Origin of the sequence: Streptomyces sp. MMG1533, from assembly GCF_001279775.1 — a bacterium.
In the GTDB taxonomy this organism is placed as follows: Bacteria; Actinomycetota; Actinomycetes; order Streptomycetales; family Streptomycetaceae; genus Streptomyces.
The window spans coordinates 193,727-211,884 of sequence record NZ_LGDG01000001.1 but is presented as its reverse complement, the minus strand read 5'-3'; the positions used below and the strand labels follow the sequence as shown (position 1 = coordinate 211,884).

Sequence of the window (18,158 nt, the reverse complement as noted above, 5' to 3'; positions counted from 1 at the left end):
CTACTTCGGTGCCGTCACGGCGCCGGCCAGCTCGGCGATGTCCGCGAGCATCCGGGCGCTGTCGGGTTCCCGGCCGGTGAACAGACGGAACGCGTCGACGGCCTGGAAGACGGCCATGCCGCCGCCGTCGAGCGTGGCGCAGCCGAGCGCGCGGGCGGTGCGCAGCAGCTCGGTCTCCAGGGGGCGGTAGACCACCTCGGCCACCCACAGGCCGGGGTGGAGGAGTCCGGCGGGGAAGGGCAGGCCCGGGTGGGCGGCCATGCCGGTGGGGGTGGCGTGGACGAGGCCGTCGGCCCCCGCGAGCAGCTCGGCCAGCCGGTCGGGGGTGGCGGCGAGTGCCCGCCCCTCGCCGAAGTGGCGGTTGAGGGAGTCGGCGAGGCCGCACGACCGCTCGGGCATCGCGTCCACGACCGTGACCCGCTCGGCGCCGAGGGTGAGGGTGGCGTGCGCGACGGCCGCGCCCGCACCGCCCGCGCCCAGCTGCACGACCCGCTCCAGCGGTGCGTCGGGCAGACCGCGCGCGAAGGAGGCGGCGAAGCCGGTGACGTCGGTGTTGTGGCCGACGGCCCGGCCGTCCTCCTCGAAGACGACGGTGTTGACCGCGCCCAGCGCCTCGGCCTGCGGCGCGAGGGCGTCCAGGTGCGGGATGACCTCCTGCTTGCACGGGTGCGTGATGTTGAGCCCGTCGAAGCCCAGATCGCGGGCCGCCCGCACCAGGTCGCCCACCTCCTCGGGCGGCACACCGAGGACCTCGATGTCGATGAGCCGGTACAGATAGCGCAGACCCTGACGGTCGGCCTCCCGCTCGTGCAGCGCTGGACTGAGCGACGGGCCGATACCGGAACCGATCAGACCGACGAGATACGAGTCCTTGGGCACCACGCGGGACCTCCTGAGCGGCTCACTAATGTACGAACTGGTACGTTAGCTATATCAGCCTCACCGCATCGCGGGAAGCCCTCGGCCGGTGATCGGCATCCTTCGCGGCCGCCTCCTTCTACAATCTGCGGCACTGCCCCGTAGTGCGAAGGAACCCGATGACCAGCGTCGAAGAACCGGCACGACCAGGCGGGCGCATCCGTGACGCCGTCCGCACCCAGGCCGAGATTCTCGACGTGGCCACCCAGGAGTTCGCCCGGGCCGGCTTCGCGGGGGCCCGCGTCGACGAGATCGCGGCCCGCACCCGCACCACGAAGCGGATGATCTACTACTACTTCGGCGGCAAGGAACAGCTGTTCACAGCCGTCCTCGAGCGGGCGTACGCGGTGATCCGCGAGGCCGAGCAGGGGCTCGACGTCGAACACCTGGACCCGGTCGCGGCCATCCGCCGCCTGGCGGAGGTCACCTTCGACCACCACGAGCAGCACCCCGACTTCATCCGCCTGGTGAGCATCGAGAACATCCACGAGGCCGTGCACATCGCCGCCTCCGAGAAGCTCGGCAAGATCGGTTCGCCGGCCCTCGACGTGATCCGCCGGATCCTGGAGCAGGGGCAGAAGTCCGGGCTGTTCACGGCGGACGTCGACGCCGTCGACCTGCACGCGATGATCAGCTCCTTCTGCTTCTTCCGGGTCGCCAACCGGCACACCTTCGGCGCCCTGTTCGGCCGCGACCTGATCGATCCCGGCCGACGCGAGCACTACCGCGCGATGCTCGGCGACATGGTCATCGCCTACCTGACCGCGGAGCGCGCGGCGGACTGAGGGCCTCGGGAGCGACCGGGAACCCTTCGAGCGGGAAGATCCTTCGGCACGACCTCTTGACACGTGGGAAACGTCGGCGCAACATCCCACCCACCGCCACTAACTACCCAGTGGGTTAATTAGCCGAGATCCGGCCCTTCTCCCCTCCGCTCACTCCACCTATGTTGGAGTTCCCCCGAAGGAGCACGCCGTGTCCGTCCCCGCCGCCGCACCGCCCGGCCAGCCGAAAAAAGCCGCCACGGCGGCCTGGATCGGCAGCGCCCTTGAGTACTACGACTTCTTCATCTACGGCAGCGCGGCCGCGCTGATCTTCCCCGAGGTCTTCTTCGACGAGTCCGACCCGGCCACCGCGACCCTGCTGTCGCTGGCCACGTTCGGCGTCGCGTACGCGGCCCGCCCGGTCGGCGCGCTCTTCCTCGGGCACTTCGGCGACAAGCTCGGCCGCAAGAAGATCATGGTCTTCACGCTGATCCTGATGGGCCTGTCGACGTTCCTCATCGGCTGCCTGCCCACCCGCGACCAGGTCGGCACCCTCGCGCCCGTCCTGCTCGTCCTGTGCCGTGTCCTGCAGGGCATCTCGGCGGCCGGTGAGCAGGCCAGCGCCAACTCCATGACGCTGGAACACGCACCGCCCCGGCGGCGCGGCTTCTTCACCAGCTTCACCCTCAGCGGCACCCAGGGCGGACAGCTGCTCGCCACCCTGGTCTTCATCCCCGTCGCCGCGCTGCCCGACGACCAGCTGCTGTCCTGGGGCTGGCGGGTGCCGTTCTGGATGAGCGTCGCGGTCGCCGTGGTCGGCTTCGTCATCCGGCGCAAGCTGGAGGAGACCCCGGCCTTCGCCCAGCAGACCGCCGAGGAGGGCGTCGTCAAGATGCCGCTGGCGATCCTGCTCCGCGAGCACTGGGCGGACGTCCTGCGGGTCATCGCGGGCGCCCTGATCGCCTCGGTCAGCACGATCTTCACGGTCTGGGCACTGTCGTACGCGACCGGCGACTCGGTCGGGATGAGCCGGTCCTCCATGCTGTGGGTGGGCGCGCTCGCCAACCTCGTCGCACTCGCCGCGATCCCGCTGTGGGCCACCCTGTCCGACCGCATCGGCCGCCGCCCGGTCTTCCTGGTCGGCGCCGCCGGCAGCGCGGTCGCGATGTTCCTCTACCTGTGGGCGATCTCGACGGGCTCCTACCCGCTGATCCTGGTGCTCGGCATCGTCACCTTCGGTGTCGTCTACAGCGCCGCGAACGGTGTCTGGCCCTCCTTCTACGGCGAGATGTTCTCCACCCGCGTCCGCCTGTCCGGCATGGCCATCGGCACCCAGATCGGCTTCGCCGTGGCCGGTTTCGCGGTCACCTTCGCCGCACAGATCGCGGGCCCGAACGGCGACGACTGGTCGGCGGTGGCCCTGTTCACCGCCGCCCTGTGCGTCCCGCCGGTCATCGCCGCCCTCACGGCCCGCGAGACCCACAAGGTCCCGACGGAGCAGCTCGGCGAGCGGACCCCCCAGGGGGTGCGGCAGCCGGAGAAAGTGACCGCCTGACCCCGTCGCCTCCCACGTACCTCCGGAGCCGCTTACCGCTTCCGGGGGTACGTCGTGCGCCGGGCGCTCCCCCGCCCCGTTGACAGATGACGTTTCCAGCAAGAACATCGGCCGAAAAGAGCAGAAAAGAACAGCTCTGCTCGCACTGCGACAGCGGTGGCCCCGAGGGGGGATGCTCTCCGTGCGCACCGGCCGGTTTCAGGGGCGGCCGGTGCGCACGGAGTGATCGTCGGCCCTCGTAGCCCGGCCGCCACCCCCGTCGAAGAGTTTCCGGGCCGCCCGGGCCACGGGCGCGCGGACTTGAACTTGACACCGGTGTCAGGGCCGACCCTGCCCGCATGCGCACTCACACCTCGAAGCCGTCGGCCGAGACGGCCCCCTCCGGTCGGCTCCCCCTGCCCGCCCTCCTCGCCCTGGCCACCGCCGTCTTCGTCACCAGCCTCACCGAAACCCTCCCGGCGGGCCTGCTGCCCGCGATGAGCTCGGACCTCGCGGTGAGCGAGTCCGCGGCGGGACAGGCGGTGACGGTCTACGCGGTCGGTACGGCCCTCACCGCGATCCCCCTGTCCGCGGCAACCGCGGGATGGCGGCGCAAGCGGCTGCTGCTGACGGCGATGGCGGGGTTCGCCGTAGCCAACACCGTCACGGCCGTCTCGGCGAGCTATCCGCTGACCATGGCGGCCCGGTTCGTGGCGGGCGTCGCCGCCGGACTCGCCTGGGCGCTGCTGGCCGGGTACGCCCGGCGGCTGGTGCCCGTCCCGTTGCACGGCAGGGCGGTCGCGGTGGTCATGGCGGGGGTGCCGGTGGCGCTGTCGTTGGGGGTGCCCGCGGGCACGTTCCTGGGCGGGGCGCTGGGCTGGCGGGTCGCGTTCGCGCTGATGACCGTGGTCGCCGTGGTCCTGGTCGGCTGGATCGCGCTGCTGGTTCCGGACGTGCCCGGGCAGGAGGCGGGCCGCCGGGTCCCGATGATGCGGGCACCGGCCGTCCCCGGTGTCGTGCCGGTGCTGTTCGTGACCTTGGTGTTCGTGCTGGCACACACCGTCCTGTACGCCTACATCGCCACGTTCCTGGACCGGGTCGGCATGGGCGGCTCGGCCGACCTGGTGCTGTTGGTGTTCGGCGGTGCCTCGCTGGTGAGCATCTGGGTCGTGGGCGCCGGCATCGACCGCCGGTTGCGTGGGCTGACCCTGGCGAGCGTCCTGCTGGTCGGAGCGGCGGCAGCCCTGCTGGCCGTCTTCGCGGACGTCCCGGCCCTCGTCTACGCGGCGGCCGCCCTGTGGGGGCTGGGCTGGGGCGGGGCTCCCACCCTGCTGCAGACCGCCGTGGCCGACGCGGGCGGCGACCAGGCGGCGGACGCCGCGCAGGCGATGCTGGTCACGCTGTGGAACGCGGCGATGGCGGGCGGCGGTGTGGTCGGCGGCGTCCTGCTCGGCCTGTTCGACGCGACGGCGTTCCCGTGGAGCGTGCTGACGCTGCTCGTGCCGGTGCTCGCCGTCGTGACGGGGGCGCGGGAGCATGGGTTTCCGGTGCGGCGGGGTGGGGCGTGAGGGGGCGGAGCGTGAGGGGGCGGAGCGTGAGGGGCCAGTCGTGAGCAGGGCCCCGCGCCCGCACGACCGGGACTCGCCCCGAGAACGGTCCCCGGCCTCGGCGTGGTCAGCCCTGTCTGCCCCTGCCCCTGCCCCTGCCCCTGCCGCTGGCGCTGGCGCTGGCGCTGGCGCTGGCGCTCCTGAGCGTCACCCCCGCTTGGGAATCCCGTACGCCCGCTCCACCTTCAGCCGCAGCACCAACCGGCGGTCGCGGACCATCGCGGCCCGGTAGTCGTCCCAGTCGGGGTGTTCGCCCAGGACGTCACGGTAGAGGCGGATGAGCTCCTCCACCGTCTCGTCGTAGGGGTCCTTCGCCACGGGAGTGAGGTCGGCCGTGCCCTCGGCGACCGTGTACGCCCACCGATCGGCGCTGGTCACGTGGTAGGACGCCCTCGGATCGCGGCGCAGATTACGGGTCTTGGCGCGGTCGTCGGTGATCGAGACCCGGATGATCCGCTCGTCCGGGTAGTAGGCGTGACTGACGTTCGACAACTGGGGCCGCCCGTCACGCTTGAGGGTCACCAGGACCCCGCCGTGGCCTTCGGAGAGCAGTTGGAGCAGCGCGTCCTGAGTCATGTCTGAATCAACCCGGCGGGCCGAGCCGCGTATTCCTGTCCTCTTCCTGCCCCTCCCGAGCGAGTAGACACTGTCTACTCACAGTGGTAGACAGTGTCTATGAGTGAGTCCGAGCCTGCGCTGCGCACCCGCCTGATCGACGTCGGCGTGGATCTGGTGGCCCGGGAGGGCGCCCAGGCGCTGACCCTTCGGGAGATCGCGCGCCGGGCGGGCGTCTCGCACGGGGCGCCGCGCCGCTACTTCCCCACCCACCTGGAGCTGTTGTCGGCCATCGCACGCCGCGGCTTCGGCGAGCTGGCGGTGCGAGCGGCCGAGGCGGTCGGGGACGGGAGTGCGAGCCCGCGCGCGCACCTGACGGCATTGGGGCGCTGCTACCTGGAGTTCGCACTGGGCAACCGCGGGATGTACGAGCTGATGTTCCGTCATGATCTGCTGAACAGCGGTCACTTGGGCCTGCGGGAGACCAGCCTGCCGCTGTTCGGGCGCCTGGTGGACCTGGTCGGCCGGGCCCGCCCGGACGCCGATGCCCGGCTGATCGCCGGTGCGTTGTGGGCGAACCTGCACGGCGTCGCCCAGCTGTGGGGCTGGGGCAGTCTCCAACTGGCCACCGGCGCCGACGACTTCACCCCGCTTCTGCGAGCCGCGCTGGACGCACATCTCGGTCAGGAGGGGGCCGGATGACCGGTCATCGTCTCACCCTGGTCAGCAGCGTGGTGGGGGCCGCGATCGTCGCCCTGGACGGCACCGTCCTCACCGTCGCGCAGCCCACCCTGCAACGGGACCTGGGCGCGTCCTTCGCGCAGGTCCAGTGGACCAGCACCGGCTATCTGATCGCGGTGGCAAGCCTGTTGGTGTTCGCGGGTCGGCTCGGCGACCGCTACGGGCATCGGCGGCTCTTCGCCGTCGGCATGCTCGGCTTCGGGGCCGCGTCGGCGGGCATCGGGCTGGCGCCCGGTGTCGGCTGGGTGATCGGACTGCGGGTCGTGCAGGGCGTGTTCGGCGCGCTGTCGCAGCCCGCCACGCTCGGGATGCTGCGCGCCGCGTTCCCGCCCGACCGGCTGCGGACGCCGATCGCCGTACGGACCGCCGCGATCGGGGTGGCGGTCGCGGCAGGGCCCGTGGTGGGCGGGGCGCTGGTGGCCGGGGCGGGCTGGCGGGCCGTCTTCTTCCTGAACGTCCTGCCCACGGCCGTGTTCGGCGGGCTCGCCCTGGCCGCGCGGGAACCGGAGGAGACCCTTCGCATCCGGCCGACCCGCGGACGGAAGCAGAACCTTCGCACCCGGCCGACCAACGGACGGAAGCAGACCCGTCCCGCCCGGCCGGTCCGGGGGCCGGAACAGCCCCGACCCGACCGGCTGGACGTGCCCGGCGCCCTGCTGCTCGCGGTGACCCTGGCGTGCCTCGTCCATTCCCTCGTCTCACTGCCGGACGCCGGCTGGACGACGGCCGGCGAGTTCGGCGTCCTGCTGGTCGCGGGTACCGCCTTCGTGCGGCATGAGCGTCGCACCGCGAGCCCGCTGATCCCGCCGGACGTCGTCGCCTCGACGGCCGTCGGCTCGGCGCTGGGCATTCTGGTGGCCGCCTCGGCCGCCCTGTCGGGCACGCTGTTCGTCGTCACGTACGTGCTGCAGGACTCTCTCGGCCTCGACCCGTTCCACAGCGCCCTGCGCAGTCTGCCGCTGGCGGTGCTGATGGTCCTCGCCGCGCCCGCCTGCGCGGTGTCGCTGCGCCGCGCAGGTGCCCGTCGTACGACCGCGGCGGCGATGGCCGTCCTCGCCCTCGGCGTCCTGCTGCTCTCCCGGGCGTCGGGCACGCCCGCCCTCCTCACCGGCTTCGCGCTGCTGGGGGCCGGTTTCGGCACGGTGATGGTGGCGGCGACCCATGTCGTCGTACGGCAGAGCCCCGTCGAGTCGGCCGGGGTGGCCGGCGGGTTGCAGCAGACCGCGATGAACGTCGGGCCGACGGTCGGGGTGGCGAGCGCGACCGTGCTGATGGGGTCCGGCGGCGGGCCGGTGCTGCCGTTGACCGTCCTCGCCCTGGTGGCCGTAGCAGGTGCGACGGCCTGCGGGGCGTTGCCGGGGCGTTCGTTCACAGCGATCGACGATCATGTGGATGCGGGGGACCGTTCGGCCGTTCCTGCGCGACGATGATGTCTGAGGTCGTTCCGGCGGGGTATTTGCCGGATCGCACCTCGACGAACGCGACGGAGGAGAACGATGGCACTGCTGCGACAAGAGGTGGACCCGGGTGAGGTCGGGCTGGACGCGAAGGCGCTGGACCGACTCGACCAGCACTTCGCCCACTATGTCGACGAGGGCCGGCTGCCCGGCTACCTCGTGGCCGTCTCCCGCGGCGGGCGCGTCGCCCACCTCACGACGCACGGCCGCCGCGACATCGCGGCCGGGCTGCCCGTCGAGGCCGACACCCTGTGGCGGATCTACTCCATGACCAAGCCGGTCACCGCGGTCGCCGCGCTGATCCTGGTGGAGGAGGGGCGCCTGTCGCTGGACGACCCGGTCGACCGGCACCTTCCCGCCTTCGCCGAGCCCCGGGTGTACGTGAGCGGCTCCGGCGCCGACACCGTGACCCGCCCTGCCGACGGTCCGATACGGGTGCGGCACCTGATGACCCACACCTCCGGCCTGACCTTCGCCTTCTACCACACGCACCCCGTCGACGCCCTCTACCGCGAGGCCGGTCTGGAGTCGTCGGTGGTGCCGGGCTCGAACCTGGCCGAGACGACCGACGTGTACGCGAGCCTGCCGCTGCAGTTCGAACCGGGCACGCAGTGGAACTACTCCGTCGCCTCCAACGTGCTGGGCCGGATCATCGAGGTGGTGTCGGGGCAGCCGCTGGACACGTTCTTCGCCGAGCGGATCTTCGGCCCGCTCAAGATGACCGACGCCGGTTTCCGCGTCACCGACGAACAGGCCACGAGACTCTCCGAGTTGTACGGCGACGCGGACGGCGGTGGCATCGAGCCGATCCCCGGCCTCCCGCTGCACGGCCGCCCGCGCTTCCTGTCGGGCAGTGGCGGGATGGTCGCCTCCGCCCACGACATCCACCGCTTCGCCGAACTGCTGCGCCGCCGCGGCGAACTCGACGGCACCCGCCTCCTCGCCCCCGAGACGGTCGACCTGATGACGTCCAACCACCTCCCCGGCGGCGCCGACCTGCGTGCCTTCGGCAGCCGCCCCGCACACGACGAACCCGGAAACGACGGCGTCGGCTTCGGCCTCAGCGTCTCCGTGGTGATCGACCCGGCCCGCACGCAGGCACCCTCGGGGCTCGGGACGTACGGCTGGAGCGGCGTCGCGACCACGACGTTCTGGGTCGACCCGAGCCGGGACCTGTCCGTGCAGTTCATGACGCAGGTGCGGCCGAAGAGCTCGCACACGATCTTCCCGGACCTCAAGCGGCTGGTGCACGAGGCGGTCACCGACTAGGGCTGTCGCGTGCCGCGCTCCTCACGGACATCCTGGTCGGCCACATTTCGCGGTTCGCCGGGCCTGCCTACTGCTCGACCCGCAGCGTGAAGTGGACGCCTTCCCGGGCCAGTTCGCCCAGCCACTCCTGGGAGCGGGCCGCCGTCTCGGCCGCGCGGCTGAGGCCCGCCGGCAGGGAGCCGTCCAGGATGTGCCGGACGCCGAGCGCGAGGGGGCGGGAGACACAGCGGGCCATCGCGCTCTCCGCCTCGTCACCCACGAGGTCCAGGAGGTAGCCGCCCGACCACTCCTGTCCGGCCCCGCCCCGCACATCCAGCGACACCGCGAGAACGACCCGGTCGCGGTCGGCGTCGGTGGTCGGGTACTTCGCGGCCAACTCCTGGGCCAGGGCGGCGATCCGGTCGTCGTCGCCGGTCCGCAGCTCGGCGAAGACGCCGTCCCAGGCACGCAGCCAGCCGTCCAGACGCAGGGTGCCGCGGACGAAGGTACGCGGCTTCCAGGCCGGCGGCAGACCGTACTGCTCGACGAAGGGGACACTGTCGCGGTTGGGATAGGCCTCGAAGGTCTCGCCGTCGACGACATGCCGCCGGGTCGCCTCCCAGGGCCGGTCGGCGGTGGTCTCGGCGCCGTCCTCGAGGTAACGGGCGGGCGAGCGCAGGGCGTTGAGGACGCCTGCGGGGGCCCAACTGAAGCGGTATCGGAAGTCGTTCGGGACGGCGGGGACGCCGCCGCAGTAGGAGGTGAGACTGTAGGAGGCCGGCGTGCCGTCGCCGATCGCCTCCCGGGCGCGGCCGACGAGGCTGTGCGCGAAGAGGTGGTCGATGCCCGGGTCGAGGCCTGCCTCGGTGAGGACGACGATCCCGGCCCGCGCGGCCGCGGGCACCTGCTCCAGCACCGCGTCGGACACATAGCTGGAGCAGGCGAAGTGTGCCCGCTCGCGTACGCACAGGGCCAGCAGTGCGGCGTGCTCGGGAGCGGGCAGCATCGACACGACGACGTCCCCCGCAGCGAGGTCGGCCGCGAGCGCGTCCGGCGTGTAGGCGCGGGGCTCGGCGCGGGAGGCGAGGCCGAGCCCGTCGAGGGCCTCGGCAGCGCGTTCCTCCGTGCGGTGCCACAGCCGTACCCGCTCGGCCGCCTCGCACAGCACGGCCAGACCGCTGCCGGTGGACAGTCCGGCGCCGATCCAGTGGACGGTGCCGCTCGCGGGAACCACCTCAGACATCACACGACTGCCCTTCTACGATGCCGAGTTCACGGCAGGCCTGATGGAACCGGTCCAGACAGCGCCCCCACGGCCCGCTCACACCGAAGTCGAGGAGCTGGGGCAGCAGGGCGGCCGAGAAGTCGGTGCCGGACTCCTTCGGCAACAGGGACGGCAGGTTGTCGATGGCGATCAGGTCCAGCGGCGGCTCCGCGCGCAGCCGGCGGGCGGGGTCGGTCCAGTCGGTGGTGCGGTCGTAGACCGGCAGGACGTTCAGGGGCGAGCCCACGTCGCAGGTGACGTCGCACAGCGTGCGCAGGCGGCGGGCGGGGTCGTCGAGGTCCGTGTCGCGGAGGAAGGGCGGGACGGGGGTGGTGGCGAGGACGGCGTTCACCATCACGTCATGGCCGAGCAGGGCCCCCCGGTCCAGGTCGCGGGTCTCGTCGAGGTCCCAGCAGGTGGGTTCGACCCCGGCCGTGTGGAAGGCGACGCGTGCGCCACGCCCGCTGCGGCCGAGCGCCCCGATCACCAGGGCGCTGAACTCCTCGTCGCCGGCCACCGGGCGCAGCGTCTCGTCCAGTGCCTCCTTGTCGGTGGGCGTCAGGGGCGCGGCGAGCCTTCCCCGGTGCTGGAGGACGGCCAGGGCGGCGCCCAGGTAGCCGGCCCAGTACCCGAAGGCGGCGAGCCGCCGTCCGTTGTCGTCCACGAGGTATTCGAGGTCGAGCAGTGCCCCTCCCCCGCGGACGAACCGCCGGAGCAGATCGGCCGCTCCCGGCTGCCGCTTGTAGGCGTGCCCGAAGAAGATGTGACGGTGGGGCAGTTCGGCGGGCTCGTCCGGGAGTTCCTTCAGGCCGAGGATCACGGCGTCGGCGGGTGCCGACACCCACGAGCCCGTGGGCGCGACCCGGCAGCCGGCTGCCGCGTACTCCTCGACGGGGAAGATCCGCTGCCAGGACTCCTCGACGGTGAGGGTCACTCCGCTGTCGACGAGCCGGCGCGCGTCGGACGGCACGATGGGCGTGCGCCGCTCGGTGGTGCGGACCTCGTGGCGCAGCCACAGGTGGAGCTCGGTCATACGCGGTTGGCCTCCGGGCGCAGGGCGTCGGCCGCGAACCGGCCGACGCTCAACGGGCTGACGTCCACGAAGGGTACGCGGCCCAGGTACAGGTCTCGGACGACCTCGCCGACGGCAGGTCCTTGGAGGAAGCCGTGCCCGGAGAAGCCGGTTGCATACAGAAAACGGGATACTGAAGTCGCCTCGCCGATCAGGGCGTTGTGGTCCGGGGTGAGTTCGTACAGGCCCGCCCAGCCGCCGGTGCGGCGCAGGTCGAGGAGGGCGGGGGCGCGCTGCTCCATGGCCGCGCCGAGGCGGGGTATCCAGCGGTCGTGGGTGTCGGTGGCGAAGCCGGGCCGCTCGTCGGGGTCGGACATGCCGACGAGGAGGCCGGGGCCCTCGGTGTGGAAGTAGAGGCTGGTGGTGAAGTCGATGGTCATGGGGAGGTCGGGCGGCAGGCCCTCGACCGGTTCGGTGACCGCGATCTGGCGGCGCAGCGGCTCCACCGGCAGGTCCACGCCGGCCATCGCGCCTACCGCCCGCGACCAGGGGCCGGCCGCGCAGATCACCGTGTCGGTGGCGATCCGGCCCCTGCCGGTCGTGACGGCCGTGATGTCGTCGCCGTGCAGTTCGATGCCGGTGAGTTCGCAGTGCCGCAGGATCGTCGCGCCATGGCGGCGGGCGGCGGCCGCGTAGCCGTGGACGACCGCCTCGGGCGTGCAGTGGCCGTCGTCGGGCGAGAAGGCCGCCGCGAGCAGTCCGTCGGTGCCGATCAGCGGGGAGAGCCGCCGGGCCTCGGCGGGGTCGATCATGCGGCTGGGCACGCCGAGGGAGTTCTGCAGTCGTACGCCCGCCTCGAAGGAGGCGACGTCCTCGGGCGTCGACAGCAGGAACAGGTAGCCGACCCGGTGCAGCCCGATGTCGTACCCCGGGTCCTCCTCGAAGCGGGCGAACGCCTCCAGACTGCGCGCTCCGAGCTGGATGTTGAGCTCGTCGGAGAACTGCGCCCGCACCCCGCCCGCCGCCTTCGAGGTGGATCCGCAGGCGAGCTCGTCCCGCTCGACGAGCACCACGTCCCGTACGCCCGCACGGGCCAGGTGACAGGCGATGCTCGTGCCCATCACCCCGCCGCCGACCACGACGACACCGGCACGCATGGTCATCGCCGCTCCCCCTTCGCCGCCTCGACCACGGCCCAGGCGGCGGCCGCGTCCTGGATGCCGAGACCGACGCTGTTGTAGTAGACGATGCCCTCGGGCGTGGTCCGGGCGGTGCGCCTCCCGGTGAGCACCTCGCCCAGCGAGACCAGGTCGTCGCGGGTCAACAGCCCCTCCCCCAAGGCGTCCACGACCGGTCCCGCGTGCCCGGCCGCGGTCTCGGGGTCGTCCACGACGACGGCTCCGAGAGCCATGGCCCGTCGTACGACCTCGGCGTCCACCTCGCGGCGGCCGGGCTCGAACGACCCCACGCTGACGACCGTGCAGCCCGGGTCCAGCCACTGCCCGCGCACCACGGGAGTGGTGCTGAGCGTGCAGGCCGCGACCAGCGACGCCCCGCGCACGGCCGCCTCCGCGCTGTCCGCCGGTTCGACGGGCAGGCCTTCGGCGGCAAGGGTCTCGGCGGCGCGGGCGCGGTGCCGCGGGGTCGGGCTCCACAGCCGTACGGACTTCAGCTCACGCACCCGGGCGATCGCCCGCACATGGGCGAGGGCCTGGGTGCCCGAGCCGAGGACGGCCAGGTCGGCGGCGTCGGGGCCGGCCAGCGCGTCGACGGCGACGGCGCTCGCCGCGGCCGTGCGCAGGGTCGTCACCGCCGTGCCGTCCATGACGGCGGCCAGGCGGCCCGTCACCGGGTCGAGGACGGTGACGACGGCATGCAAGGTCGGCAGCCCGGCCGCCGCGTTGCCCGGGTTGACGCTGCCGAACTTCGCGACCGCCCCGGTGTCCGCCGACAGCCGGGAGACGTACGCGAAGACGACGCTGTCGTCGAAGCGGCTGGGATGCATGATCTTCCCGGGCAGGTCGACGCCGCCCGCGCCGAGCGCGGTGAAGGCCGCGCGCTGCGAGGCGATCGCCGTGTCGGCGTCGAGGAGGCGCGCCACTTGTTCCCCGGAGAGGAAGAAGACGTCGTCGGTCATGCCCTCTTCCTGTCCCGCCTCGCCGCCCGGGAATCAGGACAGGTGCGCCACGGCGTCCAGATGGGGCAGATGGTGGTCCAGCCGCTCCCGCTTCGTGCGGAGATAGGTGATGTTGTTCTCGCACGGCGGGATCAGCAGCGGCACCGTCTCGGCCACCTGGATGCCGTGCCGCACCAGCGCCTCGCGCTTGCGCGGGTTGTTCGACATCAGTCGTACGGAGTTCACGCCCAGGTCGTGCAGGATCTCGGCGGCGACGCCGTAGTCGCGGGCGTCCACCGGCAGGCCGAGCGCCAGGTTCGCCTCGACGGTGTCCAGGCCCTCCGCCTGCAGCGCCATCGCCCGCAGCTTGCCGAGCAGGCCGATGCCCCGGCCTTCATGCCCCCTGAGGTAGACGACGACGCCGCGGCCCTCGGCGACGACCGCACGCAGCGCGGAGGCGAGCTGGTCGCCGCACTCGCAGTGCTGGGAGCCGAAGGCGTCACCGGTCAGGCACTCGGAATGCAACCGGGTCAGGACGTCGTCCGTACCGATCTCACCGTAGACCAGGGCCACTTGTTCGTCACCGCGGTCGTGATCGAGGTAGCCGACCGCCTGGAATTTCCCGTACACGGTGGGCAGCGGGGCATTCACCACGCGTTCCACCCCGGTGCGCTGTGGCGACTTCTTGCCGAGCACGCCAATTTTTTCTGTCATGATCTGGTTCCTAAGCAGAGACGAAAGGCCGTGAAAAGATGAGTGGTTCGGGAATACGGTCGGCTGCGTACGGTCTGGTGCCGGCGGACACTACGGAAGACGTACGGACACGGGGGACGGACGTCTCAACGCAGGTCGCCGTCCTTCCCGTCGGGAGCTTCGAGCAGCACGGTGCGTACCTTCCGCTGGCGACCGACACGCTGGTCGCCTGCGCCGTCGCCCGGGAGATCGCCGCCGCGTACCCGGTGCACCTCCTCCCGCCGGTGACGATCTCCTGCTCGCACGAGCACGCGGCCTGGCCGGGAACCGTCAGCATCTCCTCCGTCACCCTTCACGCGGTGGTACGGGACATAGCGGCTTCGCTTCGCCGGTCCGGGGTCGACACCCTGGTGGTGGTCAACGGGCACGGCGGGAACTACGTACTGGGCAACGTCGTTCAGGAATCCTCCGCACGCGGTGAGCGGATGGCGCTCTTCCCGGCCGCGGAGGACTGGGAGGCGGCGCGGGAGCGGGCGGGGGTGGCCACCTCGCTGCTCACCGACATGCACGCGGGGGAAATAGAGACCTCCATTCTTCTGCACACTCATCCCGAATGTGTCCGGCCCGGCTATGAGACCTCCGATTTCGTCGCGGACGACCGTCGCCATCTCTTGACCCTCGGTATGTCCGGCTATACCGATTCGGGTGTCATCGGCCGGCCCTCGCTGGGTTCCGCGGAAAAGGGGAAGGCGCTCCTTGCGAGTCTGGCGGAATCCTTCGGCACGTATTTCTCGATGCTGACCGGCAGCGGGCCGACGGAGTAGGCCGTGGGCGCGTGACGGGGTTCCGGGTCCGCTGCGGCGGCCCGGGCCCCGGTGTCGTCTCCCGCCGCGGCGCGCAGACCGGCGTACCAGCGGACGACGAGCACGAGGACGCCCGGCAGGCTCGCCACGAAGCTCAGCACCCCGTACACGACGGCGACCGCGAGGCCGCTGCTCGCGCCCAGTCCCGCGGCGCCGAACGCCCAGGCGGTGACGCCCTCGCGAGGGCCCCAGCCGCCGACGTTCAGCGGAAGGCTCATGGCGAGCAGGGCGAGGACCGCGATGGGCAGCAGTACCGCGGCCGAGGCGGCGGATCCGGCGACGCGGGCGGCGACGACGAACATCCCGAGGTGGCCCGCGAGGACGACGGTCGAGGAGAGGGCGACGCCGGGCAGGTTGCGGCGCGACAGCAGCCCCTCGCGCGCCTCGCCGAGGCTCGCCCGCAGGGCCCGTCCGCGGCGGGAGGGGGCCCGGTTCATGCGGAGGGCCACGACGACGGCGAGCGCGCCCAGGGCCGCGAACACGATCAGGGGCGCGAAGTGCCGGGCGTCGGCCAGTACCGGGGACGGCATCGTCAGCAGCACGGCCGCCCCCACGACGGCCAACGCGAGCTGCCCCGCGGCCCGTTCGATGACGACCGAGCGGACGCCGCGCCCCACGTCACCCGCGCTCTGCCCGTGCCGCACCGCCCGGTGCACGTCGCCCAGGACGCCGCCGGGCAGGGCCGCGTTCAGGAACAGCGCACGGTAGTAGTCGGCGACGGCCGGGCCGAGCGGGAGCCGGATGCGCAGACCACGGGCCACCAACTGCCAGCGCCAGGCGCTGAAGACGGTGGTGACGAGGCCGATGCCGAGTCCCACGAGGAGCGTCGGACCGTCGATCCGGCGCAGACCGTCCAGAAAGACGCCGGTGCCGAGGCGCCAGAGGAGGACGGCGAGGATGGCCACACCCGCGACGGTGCCGAAATGCGTACGGACGGCACGGGAGCCGAGGCGGGAGAAGAACGAGCGGGCGGCGTCGGGCCGGGATGCCGACACGATCACGCCGATACGGTCCTCGGAGACGGCCACGCCCGTGGGGGCCACCGGCTTGCCGCCGACCGGGACGGATGCCACGTCCAGGTCCGTGTGCCGCTCCCGCGGCTCGGCGCCGGGCAGCCCGACCCAGGTCCGTACCGTCTCCACGCTCATGACGCCCCGCCCGTCGGCCGGGACAGGGCCAGCAGGTCGCTGTGATGGACCACGACCCGCAACTCGCCCGCCTCGCAGGCCGCGAGGCGCTCACGCAGATACCGCTCGGCGCGCTCCCGCAGCTCCGGGCGCTCCTCGACGGCCGCGCCGACCCAGCCGCGCAGCCACTGGGCCGTCAGCTCGGACTCCGCCGCGCCGAGGCGCCAGGCGCTCGGGTGCAGCCGTACCGTCGCGCCGCGTTCGGAGAACGCCTCGCAGGCCGCGTTGACGGCGTCCGGGCCGAGCAGGCCGTCGCGACGCTGGTGGGCGTTGAACGCCTCGGCGAGCTCCGTGTCGAGCGGGTGGGACGGGGTGAACTCGACGCGCCCGGCCACGGACAGCGTCAGCAGGGCGGGGCAGCCCGCTCCGGTGCAGGCGGCCGCGAGGGTGTCGATCTCCTCGCGGGTGAGGACGTCGAGCAGCGCGGAGGCCGTCACCAGGGACGCGCCGGCGAGGGCGTCCGGGGTGAGCCGGCCGACGTCGGCGCGCCTGGTCTCGGCCGACACCCGGCTGCCGTCGGCGCTGGAGCGCGGGGAGGTCACGGCGGCGAAGTGCAGGAGGTAGGGGTCGCGGTCGTGCAGGATCCAGTGCTGGGCGCCGTCCAGGCGCGGGGCCAGCCAGCGGCCCATCGAGCCCGTGCCGCAGCCCAGGTCGTGGACGACGATCCCGGCCTTCCCCGGCAGGTTCGCGAGCCGGATCCGCAGCGGATCGAGCAACTCGGCCGCCCGCGCGGCGGCGTCGGCGCCCTCCCGCAGCTCCAGCCACTCGGGGGCGTAGCGCGGCGGGTCGTCGGGCCCGGCGTCCCGCAGCCGCACGGTGGGCCGCTCACCGGGACGCAGGGTGGGGCCGGCGCCTGCGATGACGTGTTCGGCCTCGCCGGGGGCTCCCCCGGGTCCGGCGACGGGGGCTTCCACTGGCACTCCTCCAGGACCGGCGACCACGGAGTCCCTCGACTCGACGGCCTCCTTGGGCCCGAGCTGCGTCGGGATCTTTGCCGTCTGCGGTGTCATTGCCGTCTTCCTCATGCCGCCCTCCTGGGTTCGCTCGGCAGTCGGCCCAGAACTCCGGCCAGACTGCGGGCCGTTGCCGCCCAGCCGCCGAGGGCGGCCCGCCGGCCCCGCGCGGCGGCCTTCAGACGGCGTCGTACATCCGCCTCGCCGAACCAGCCGCGCAGTTCCGCGGCGAGGGCGGCGGGGTCCTCCGGCGGGACGAGGATGCCGGGCACGCCGCCGTCGGGGGCGCGGCCGACCGCCTCGGGGAGGCCGCCGACGTCCGTGGCCAGCACGGGGATGCCTCGGGCAAGGGCCTCGGTGACCGCCATGCCGTATGTCTCGGCGTAGGAGGTGAGGACCATGAGGTCGGCGGCGTTGTAGCTGGCGTCGAGTTGCGCGCCGGACTGCGGGCCCGCCAGGTGCAGACGGTCCTGGAGGCCGTACTTGCGGATCAGCACCCTCAGGCCGGCGACGTACTGCGGGTCCTGCGCGAGTCCGCCGACGCAGACGCAGCTCCACGGCAGGTCGGTCACCCCGGCCAGCGCCTCCACCAGCCGGTGCTGGCCCTTGCGCGGGGTCACGGCGGCGACGCAGAGCAGCCGGGAGACGCCGTCGGTGCCCGAGGCGAGGGGGGCGATGTCGGCGCCGGGGGCGGCGACATGGACCCGGTCGGGGGCGAGGCCGTGGTGGGAGACGAGGCGGCGGACGGCCCAGTCGCTGGTGGCGATGACCGCGGGGACGGCCCGCAGGACGGCGCGTTCCTTGGCGTCCAGCTCCGCCGCCACCGCCGGGTCCAGTCCCGTCTCGTCGCCGAGCGGGAGGTGGACGAGGACGGCAAGGCGCAGCCGTTCCGTCTCGGGGACGACGATCTCCGGAACGGCGCAGGCGACCAGCCCGTCGAGCAGGACGACCGCGCCGTCCGGCAAGTCCCGCAGGGTCTGCGCGAGTTGCGCACGGGCCGCCGCTCCCGGGCGGGGCCACTCGCCGGGCGCGGCGTGCTTGTGCACCTGCCAGCCGAAGCCGGGCAGGTCCAGGCTCACGCGCCGGTCGTAGGCGTTGCCGCCGCTGGGGGCGGTCGGGTCGTCCACGCCGCCCGGCAGGACGAAGTGCACCGAGCGCAGCGACATGGGGATGATCTCCGCGTTCTTGAGAGCGGAGTGCTGCACGGGCACATAGCCGAGCGTGGTGGCCCGCTCCATCGTCGTGT

16 protein-coding genes and 1 pseudogene are annotated in these 18,158 nt (G+C 72.8%); 7 read left to right on the top strand and 10 right to left on the bottom strand.

Features of this window, described 5'->3' with window-relative positions; translation table 11 throughout:
* On the bottom strand, positions 1-879 hold the full coding sequence (locus ADK57_RS00930) for a shikimate dehydrogenase (protein WP_053747444.1): 879 nt from the start codon (positions 877-879) through the stop codon (positions 1-3).
* A 158-nt stretch (positions 880-1,037) separates the two neighbouring features.
* Here ADK57_RS00930 and ADK57_RS00925 point away from each other — a divergent pair, with 158 nt between their 5' ends.
* From ADK57_RS00925 to ADK57_RS00915, 3 genes are all read left to right on the top strand, one after another.
* Positions 1,038-1,703, top strand: a complete 666-nt coding sequence (locus ADK57_RS00925; protein ID WP_053747350.1) for a TetR/AcrR family transcriptional regulator — start codon at positions 1,038-1,040, stop codon at positions 1,701-1,703.
* Positions 1,704-1,893: 190 nt separating this feature from the next.
* Complete coding sequence (locus tag ADK57_RS00920) at positions 1,894-3,237, top strand: MFS transporter (protein ID WP_053747349.1); 1,344 nt, start codon at positions 1,894-1,896, stop codon at positions 3,235-3,237.
* A gap of 338 nt (positions 3,238-3,575) precedes the next feature.
* A complete protein-coding gene (locus tag ADK57_RS00915) occupies positions 3,576-4,784 on the top strand; it encodes an MFS transporter (protein WP_053747348.1) in 1,209 nt (402 codons plus the stop codon).
* 186 nt (positions 4,785-4,970) lie between these two features.
* Here ADK57_RS00915 and ADK57_RS00910 read toward each other — a convergent pair whose 3' ends face one another.
* Complete coding sequence (locus tag ADK57_RS00910) at positions 4,971-5,399, bottom strand: PPOX class F420-dependent oxidoreductase (protein WP_053747347.1); 429 nt, start codon at positions 5,397-5,399, stop codon at positions 4,971-4,973.
* Positions 5,400-5,498: 99 nt separating this feature from the next.
* On the opposite strand from ADK57_RS00910, the gene ADK57_RS00905 reads away from it, so the two are divergent.
* From ADK57_RS00905 to ADK57_RS00895, 3 genes are all read left to right on the top strand, one after another.
* Positions 5,499-6,080, top strand: coding sequence for a TetR/AcrR family transcriptional regulator (locus ADK57_RS00905; protein WP_053747346.1), 582 nt, complete (start codon positions 5,499-5,501; stop codon positions 6,078-6,080).
* The gene (locus ADK57_RS00900) at positions 6,077-7,549 is read left to right on the top strand and encodes an MFS transporter (RefSeq protein ID WP_053747345.1); all 1,473 of its coding nucleotides are present in this window, start codon (positions 6,077-6,079) and stop codon (positions 7,547-7,549) included. The genes ADK57_RS00905 and ADK57_RS00900 overlap by 4 nt, the downstream gene beginning before the upstream one ends.
* A 66-nt stretch (positions 7,550-7,615) precedes the next feature.
* Positions 7,616-8,845: a serine hydrolase domain-containing protein gene (locus ADK57_RS00895; RefSeq protein WP_053747344.1), complete on the top strand. Its 1,230-nt coding sequence runs from the start codon at positions 7,616-7,618 to the stop codon at positions 8,843-8,845.
* Positions 8,846-8,912: 67 nt separating this feature from the next.
* Here ADK57_RS00895 and ADK57_RS00890 read toward each other — a convergent pair whose 3' ends face one another.
* Genes ADK57_RS00890 through ribA form a run of 5 tightly spaced genes read right to left on the bottom strand, consistent with a single transcriptional unit; the run spans position 8,913 to position 13,930 of the window.
* A complete protein-coding gene (locus ADK57_RS00890) occupies positions 8,913-10,067 on the bottom strand; it encodes a saccharopine dehydrogenase family protein (RefSeq protein ID WP_053747343.1) in 1,155 nt (384 codons plus the stop codon).
* Positions 10,060-11,121 carry a saccharopine dehydrogenase gene (locus ADK57_RS00885; protein WP_053747342.1) on the bottom strand — a complete coding sequence of 354 codons (1,062 nt, stop codon included), beginning with the start codon at positions 11,119-11,121 and terminating at the stop codon, positions 10,060-10,062. The genes ADK57_RS00890 and ADK57_RS00885 overlap by 8 nt, the downstream gene beginning before the upstream one ends.
* A complete protein-coding gene (locus ADK57_RS00880) occupies positions 11,118-12,263 on the bottom strand; it encodes an NAD(P)/FAD-dependent oxidoreductase (protein WP_053747341.1) in 1,146 nt (381 codons plus the stop codon). The genes ADK57_RS00885 and ADK57_RS00880 overlap by 4 nt, the downstream gene beginning before the upstream one ends.
* A complete protein-coding gene (locus tag ADK57_RS00875) occupies positions 12,260-13,237 on the bottom strand; it encodes an ornithine cyclodeaminase family protein (RefSeq protein WP_053747340.1) in 978 nt (325 codons plus the stop codon). Before ADK57_RS00875 ends, ADK57_RS00880 begins: the two co-directional genes overlap by 4 nt.
* 33 nt (positions 13,238-13,270) lie before the next feature.
* Positions 13,271-13,930 (bottom strand): GTP cyclohydrolase II, encoded by a 660-nt coding sequence (gene ribA / locus ADK57_RS00870; protein WP_053747339.1) that lies wholly within the window; start codon positions 13,928-13,930, stop codon positions 13,271-13,273.
* A 38-nt stretch (positions 13,931-13,968) separates the two neighbouring features.
* Between ribA and ADK57_RS46660 the strand changes: the two genes are divergently transcribed.
* The gene (locus tag ADK57_RS46660; protein ID WP_078972867.1) at positions 13,969-14,733 is read left to right on the top strand and encodes a creatininase family protein; all 765 of its coding nucleotides are present in this window, start codon (positions 13,969-13,971) and stop codon (positions 14,731-14,733) included.
* A 170-nt stretch (positions 14,734-14,903) separates the two neighbouring features.
* On the opposite strand, the pseudogene ADK57_RS50770 reads toward ADK57_RS46660, so the two are convergent.
* From ADK57_RS50770 to ADK57_RS00855, 3 genes and pseudogenes are all read right to left on the bottom strand, one after another.
* A pseudogene (locus tag ADK57_RS50770) lies at positions 14,904-15,920 on the bottom strand (lysylphosphatidylglycerol synthase transmembrane domain-containing protein); the annotation flags it as partial.
* The gene (locus tag ADK57_RS00860) at positions 15,917-16,984 is read right to left on the bottom strand and encodes a class I SAM-dependent methyltransferase (RefSeq protein WP_053747338.1); all 1,068 of its coding nucleotides are present in this window, start codon (positions 16,982-16,984) and stop codon (positions 15,917-15,919) included. The pseudogene ADK57_RS50770 and the gene ADK57_RS00860, both read right to left, overlap by 4 nt.
* Positions 16,981-18,150, bottom strand: a complete 1,170-nt coding sequence (locus ADK57_RS00855) for a glycosyltransferase family 4 protein (protein WP_420711831.1) — start codon at positions 18,148-18,150, stop codon at positions 16,981-16,983. The genes ADK57_RS00860 and ADK57_RS00855 overlap by 4 nt, the downstream gene beginning before the upstream one ends.
* Positions 18,151-18,158 lie beyond the last annotated feature (8 nt).

Bases quoted from the DNA above. Each gene is read 5' to 3' on its own strand.
- ADK57_RS46660 (WP_078972867.1), top strand. From the start codon at position 13,969: ATGAGTGGTTCGGGAATACGGTCGGCTGCGTACGGTCTGGTGCCGGCG.
- ADK57_RS00910 (WP_053747347.1), bottom strand. From the start codon at position 5,399: ATGACTCAGGACGCGCTGCTCCAACTGCTCTCCGAAGGCCACGGCGGG.
- ADK57_RS00915 (WP_053747348.1), top strand. From the start codon at position 3,576: ATGCGCACTCACACCTCGAAGCCGTCGGCCGAGACGGCCCCCTCCGGT.
- ADK57_RS00860 (WP_053747338.1), bottom strand. From the start codon at position 16,984: ATGAGGAAGACGGCAATGACACCGCAGACGGCAAAGATCCCGACGCAG.
- ADK57_RS00885 (WP_053747342.1), bottom strand. From the start codon at position 11,121: ATGACCGAGCTCCACCTGTGGCTGCGCCACGAGGTCCGCACCACCGAG.
- ADK57_RS00900 (WP_053747345.1), top strand. From the start codon at position 6,077: ATGACCGGTCATCGTCTCACCCTGGTCAGCAGCGTGGTGGGGGCCGCG.
- ribA (WP_053747339.1), bottom strand. From the start codon at position 13,930: ATGACAGAAAAAATTGGCGTGCTCGGCAAGAAGTCGCCACAGCGCACC.
- ADK57_RS00875 (WP_053747340.1), bottom strand. From the start codon at position 13,237: ATGACCGACGACGTCTTCTTCCTCTCCGGGGAACAAGTGGCGCGCCTC.
- ADK57_RS00855 (WP_420711831.1), bottom strand. From the start codon at position 18,150: ATGGAGCGGGCCACCACGCTCGGCTATGTGCCCGTGCAGCACTCCGCT.
- ADK57_RS00895 (WP_053747344.1), top strand. From the start codon at position 7,616: ATGGCACTGCTGCGACAAGAGGTGGACCCGGGTGAGGTCGGGCTGGAC.
- ADK57_RS00925 (WP_053747350.1), top strand. From the start codon at position 1,038: ATGACCAGCGTCGAAGAACCGGCACGACCAGGCGGGCGCATCCGTGAC.
- ADK57_RS00880 (WP_053747341.1), bottom strand. From the start codon at position 12,263: ATGACCATGCGTGCCGGTGTCGTCGTGGTCGGCGGCGGGGTGATGGGC.
- ADK57_RS00905 (WP_053747346.1), top strand. From the start codon at position 5,499: ATGAGTGAGTCCGAGCCTGCGCTGCGCACCCGCCTGATCGACGTCGGC.
- ADK57_RS00890 (WP_053747343.1), bottom strand. From the start codon at position 10,067: ATGTCTGAGGTGGTTCCCGCGAGCGGCACCGTCCACTGGATCGGCGCC.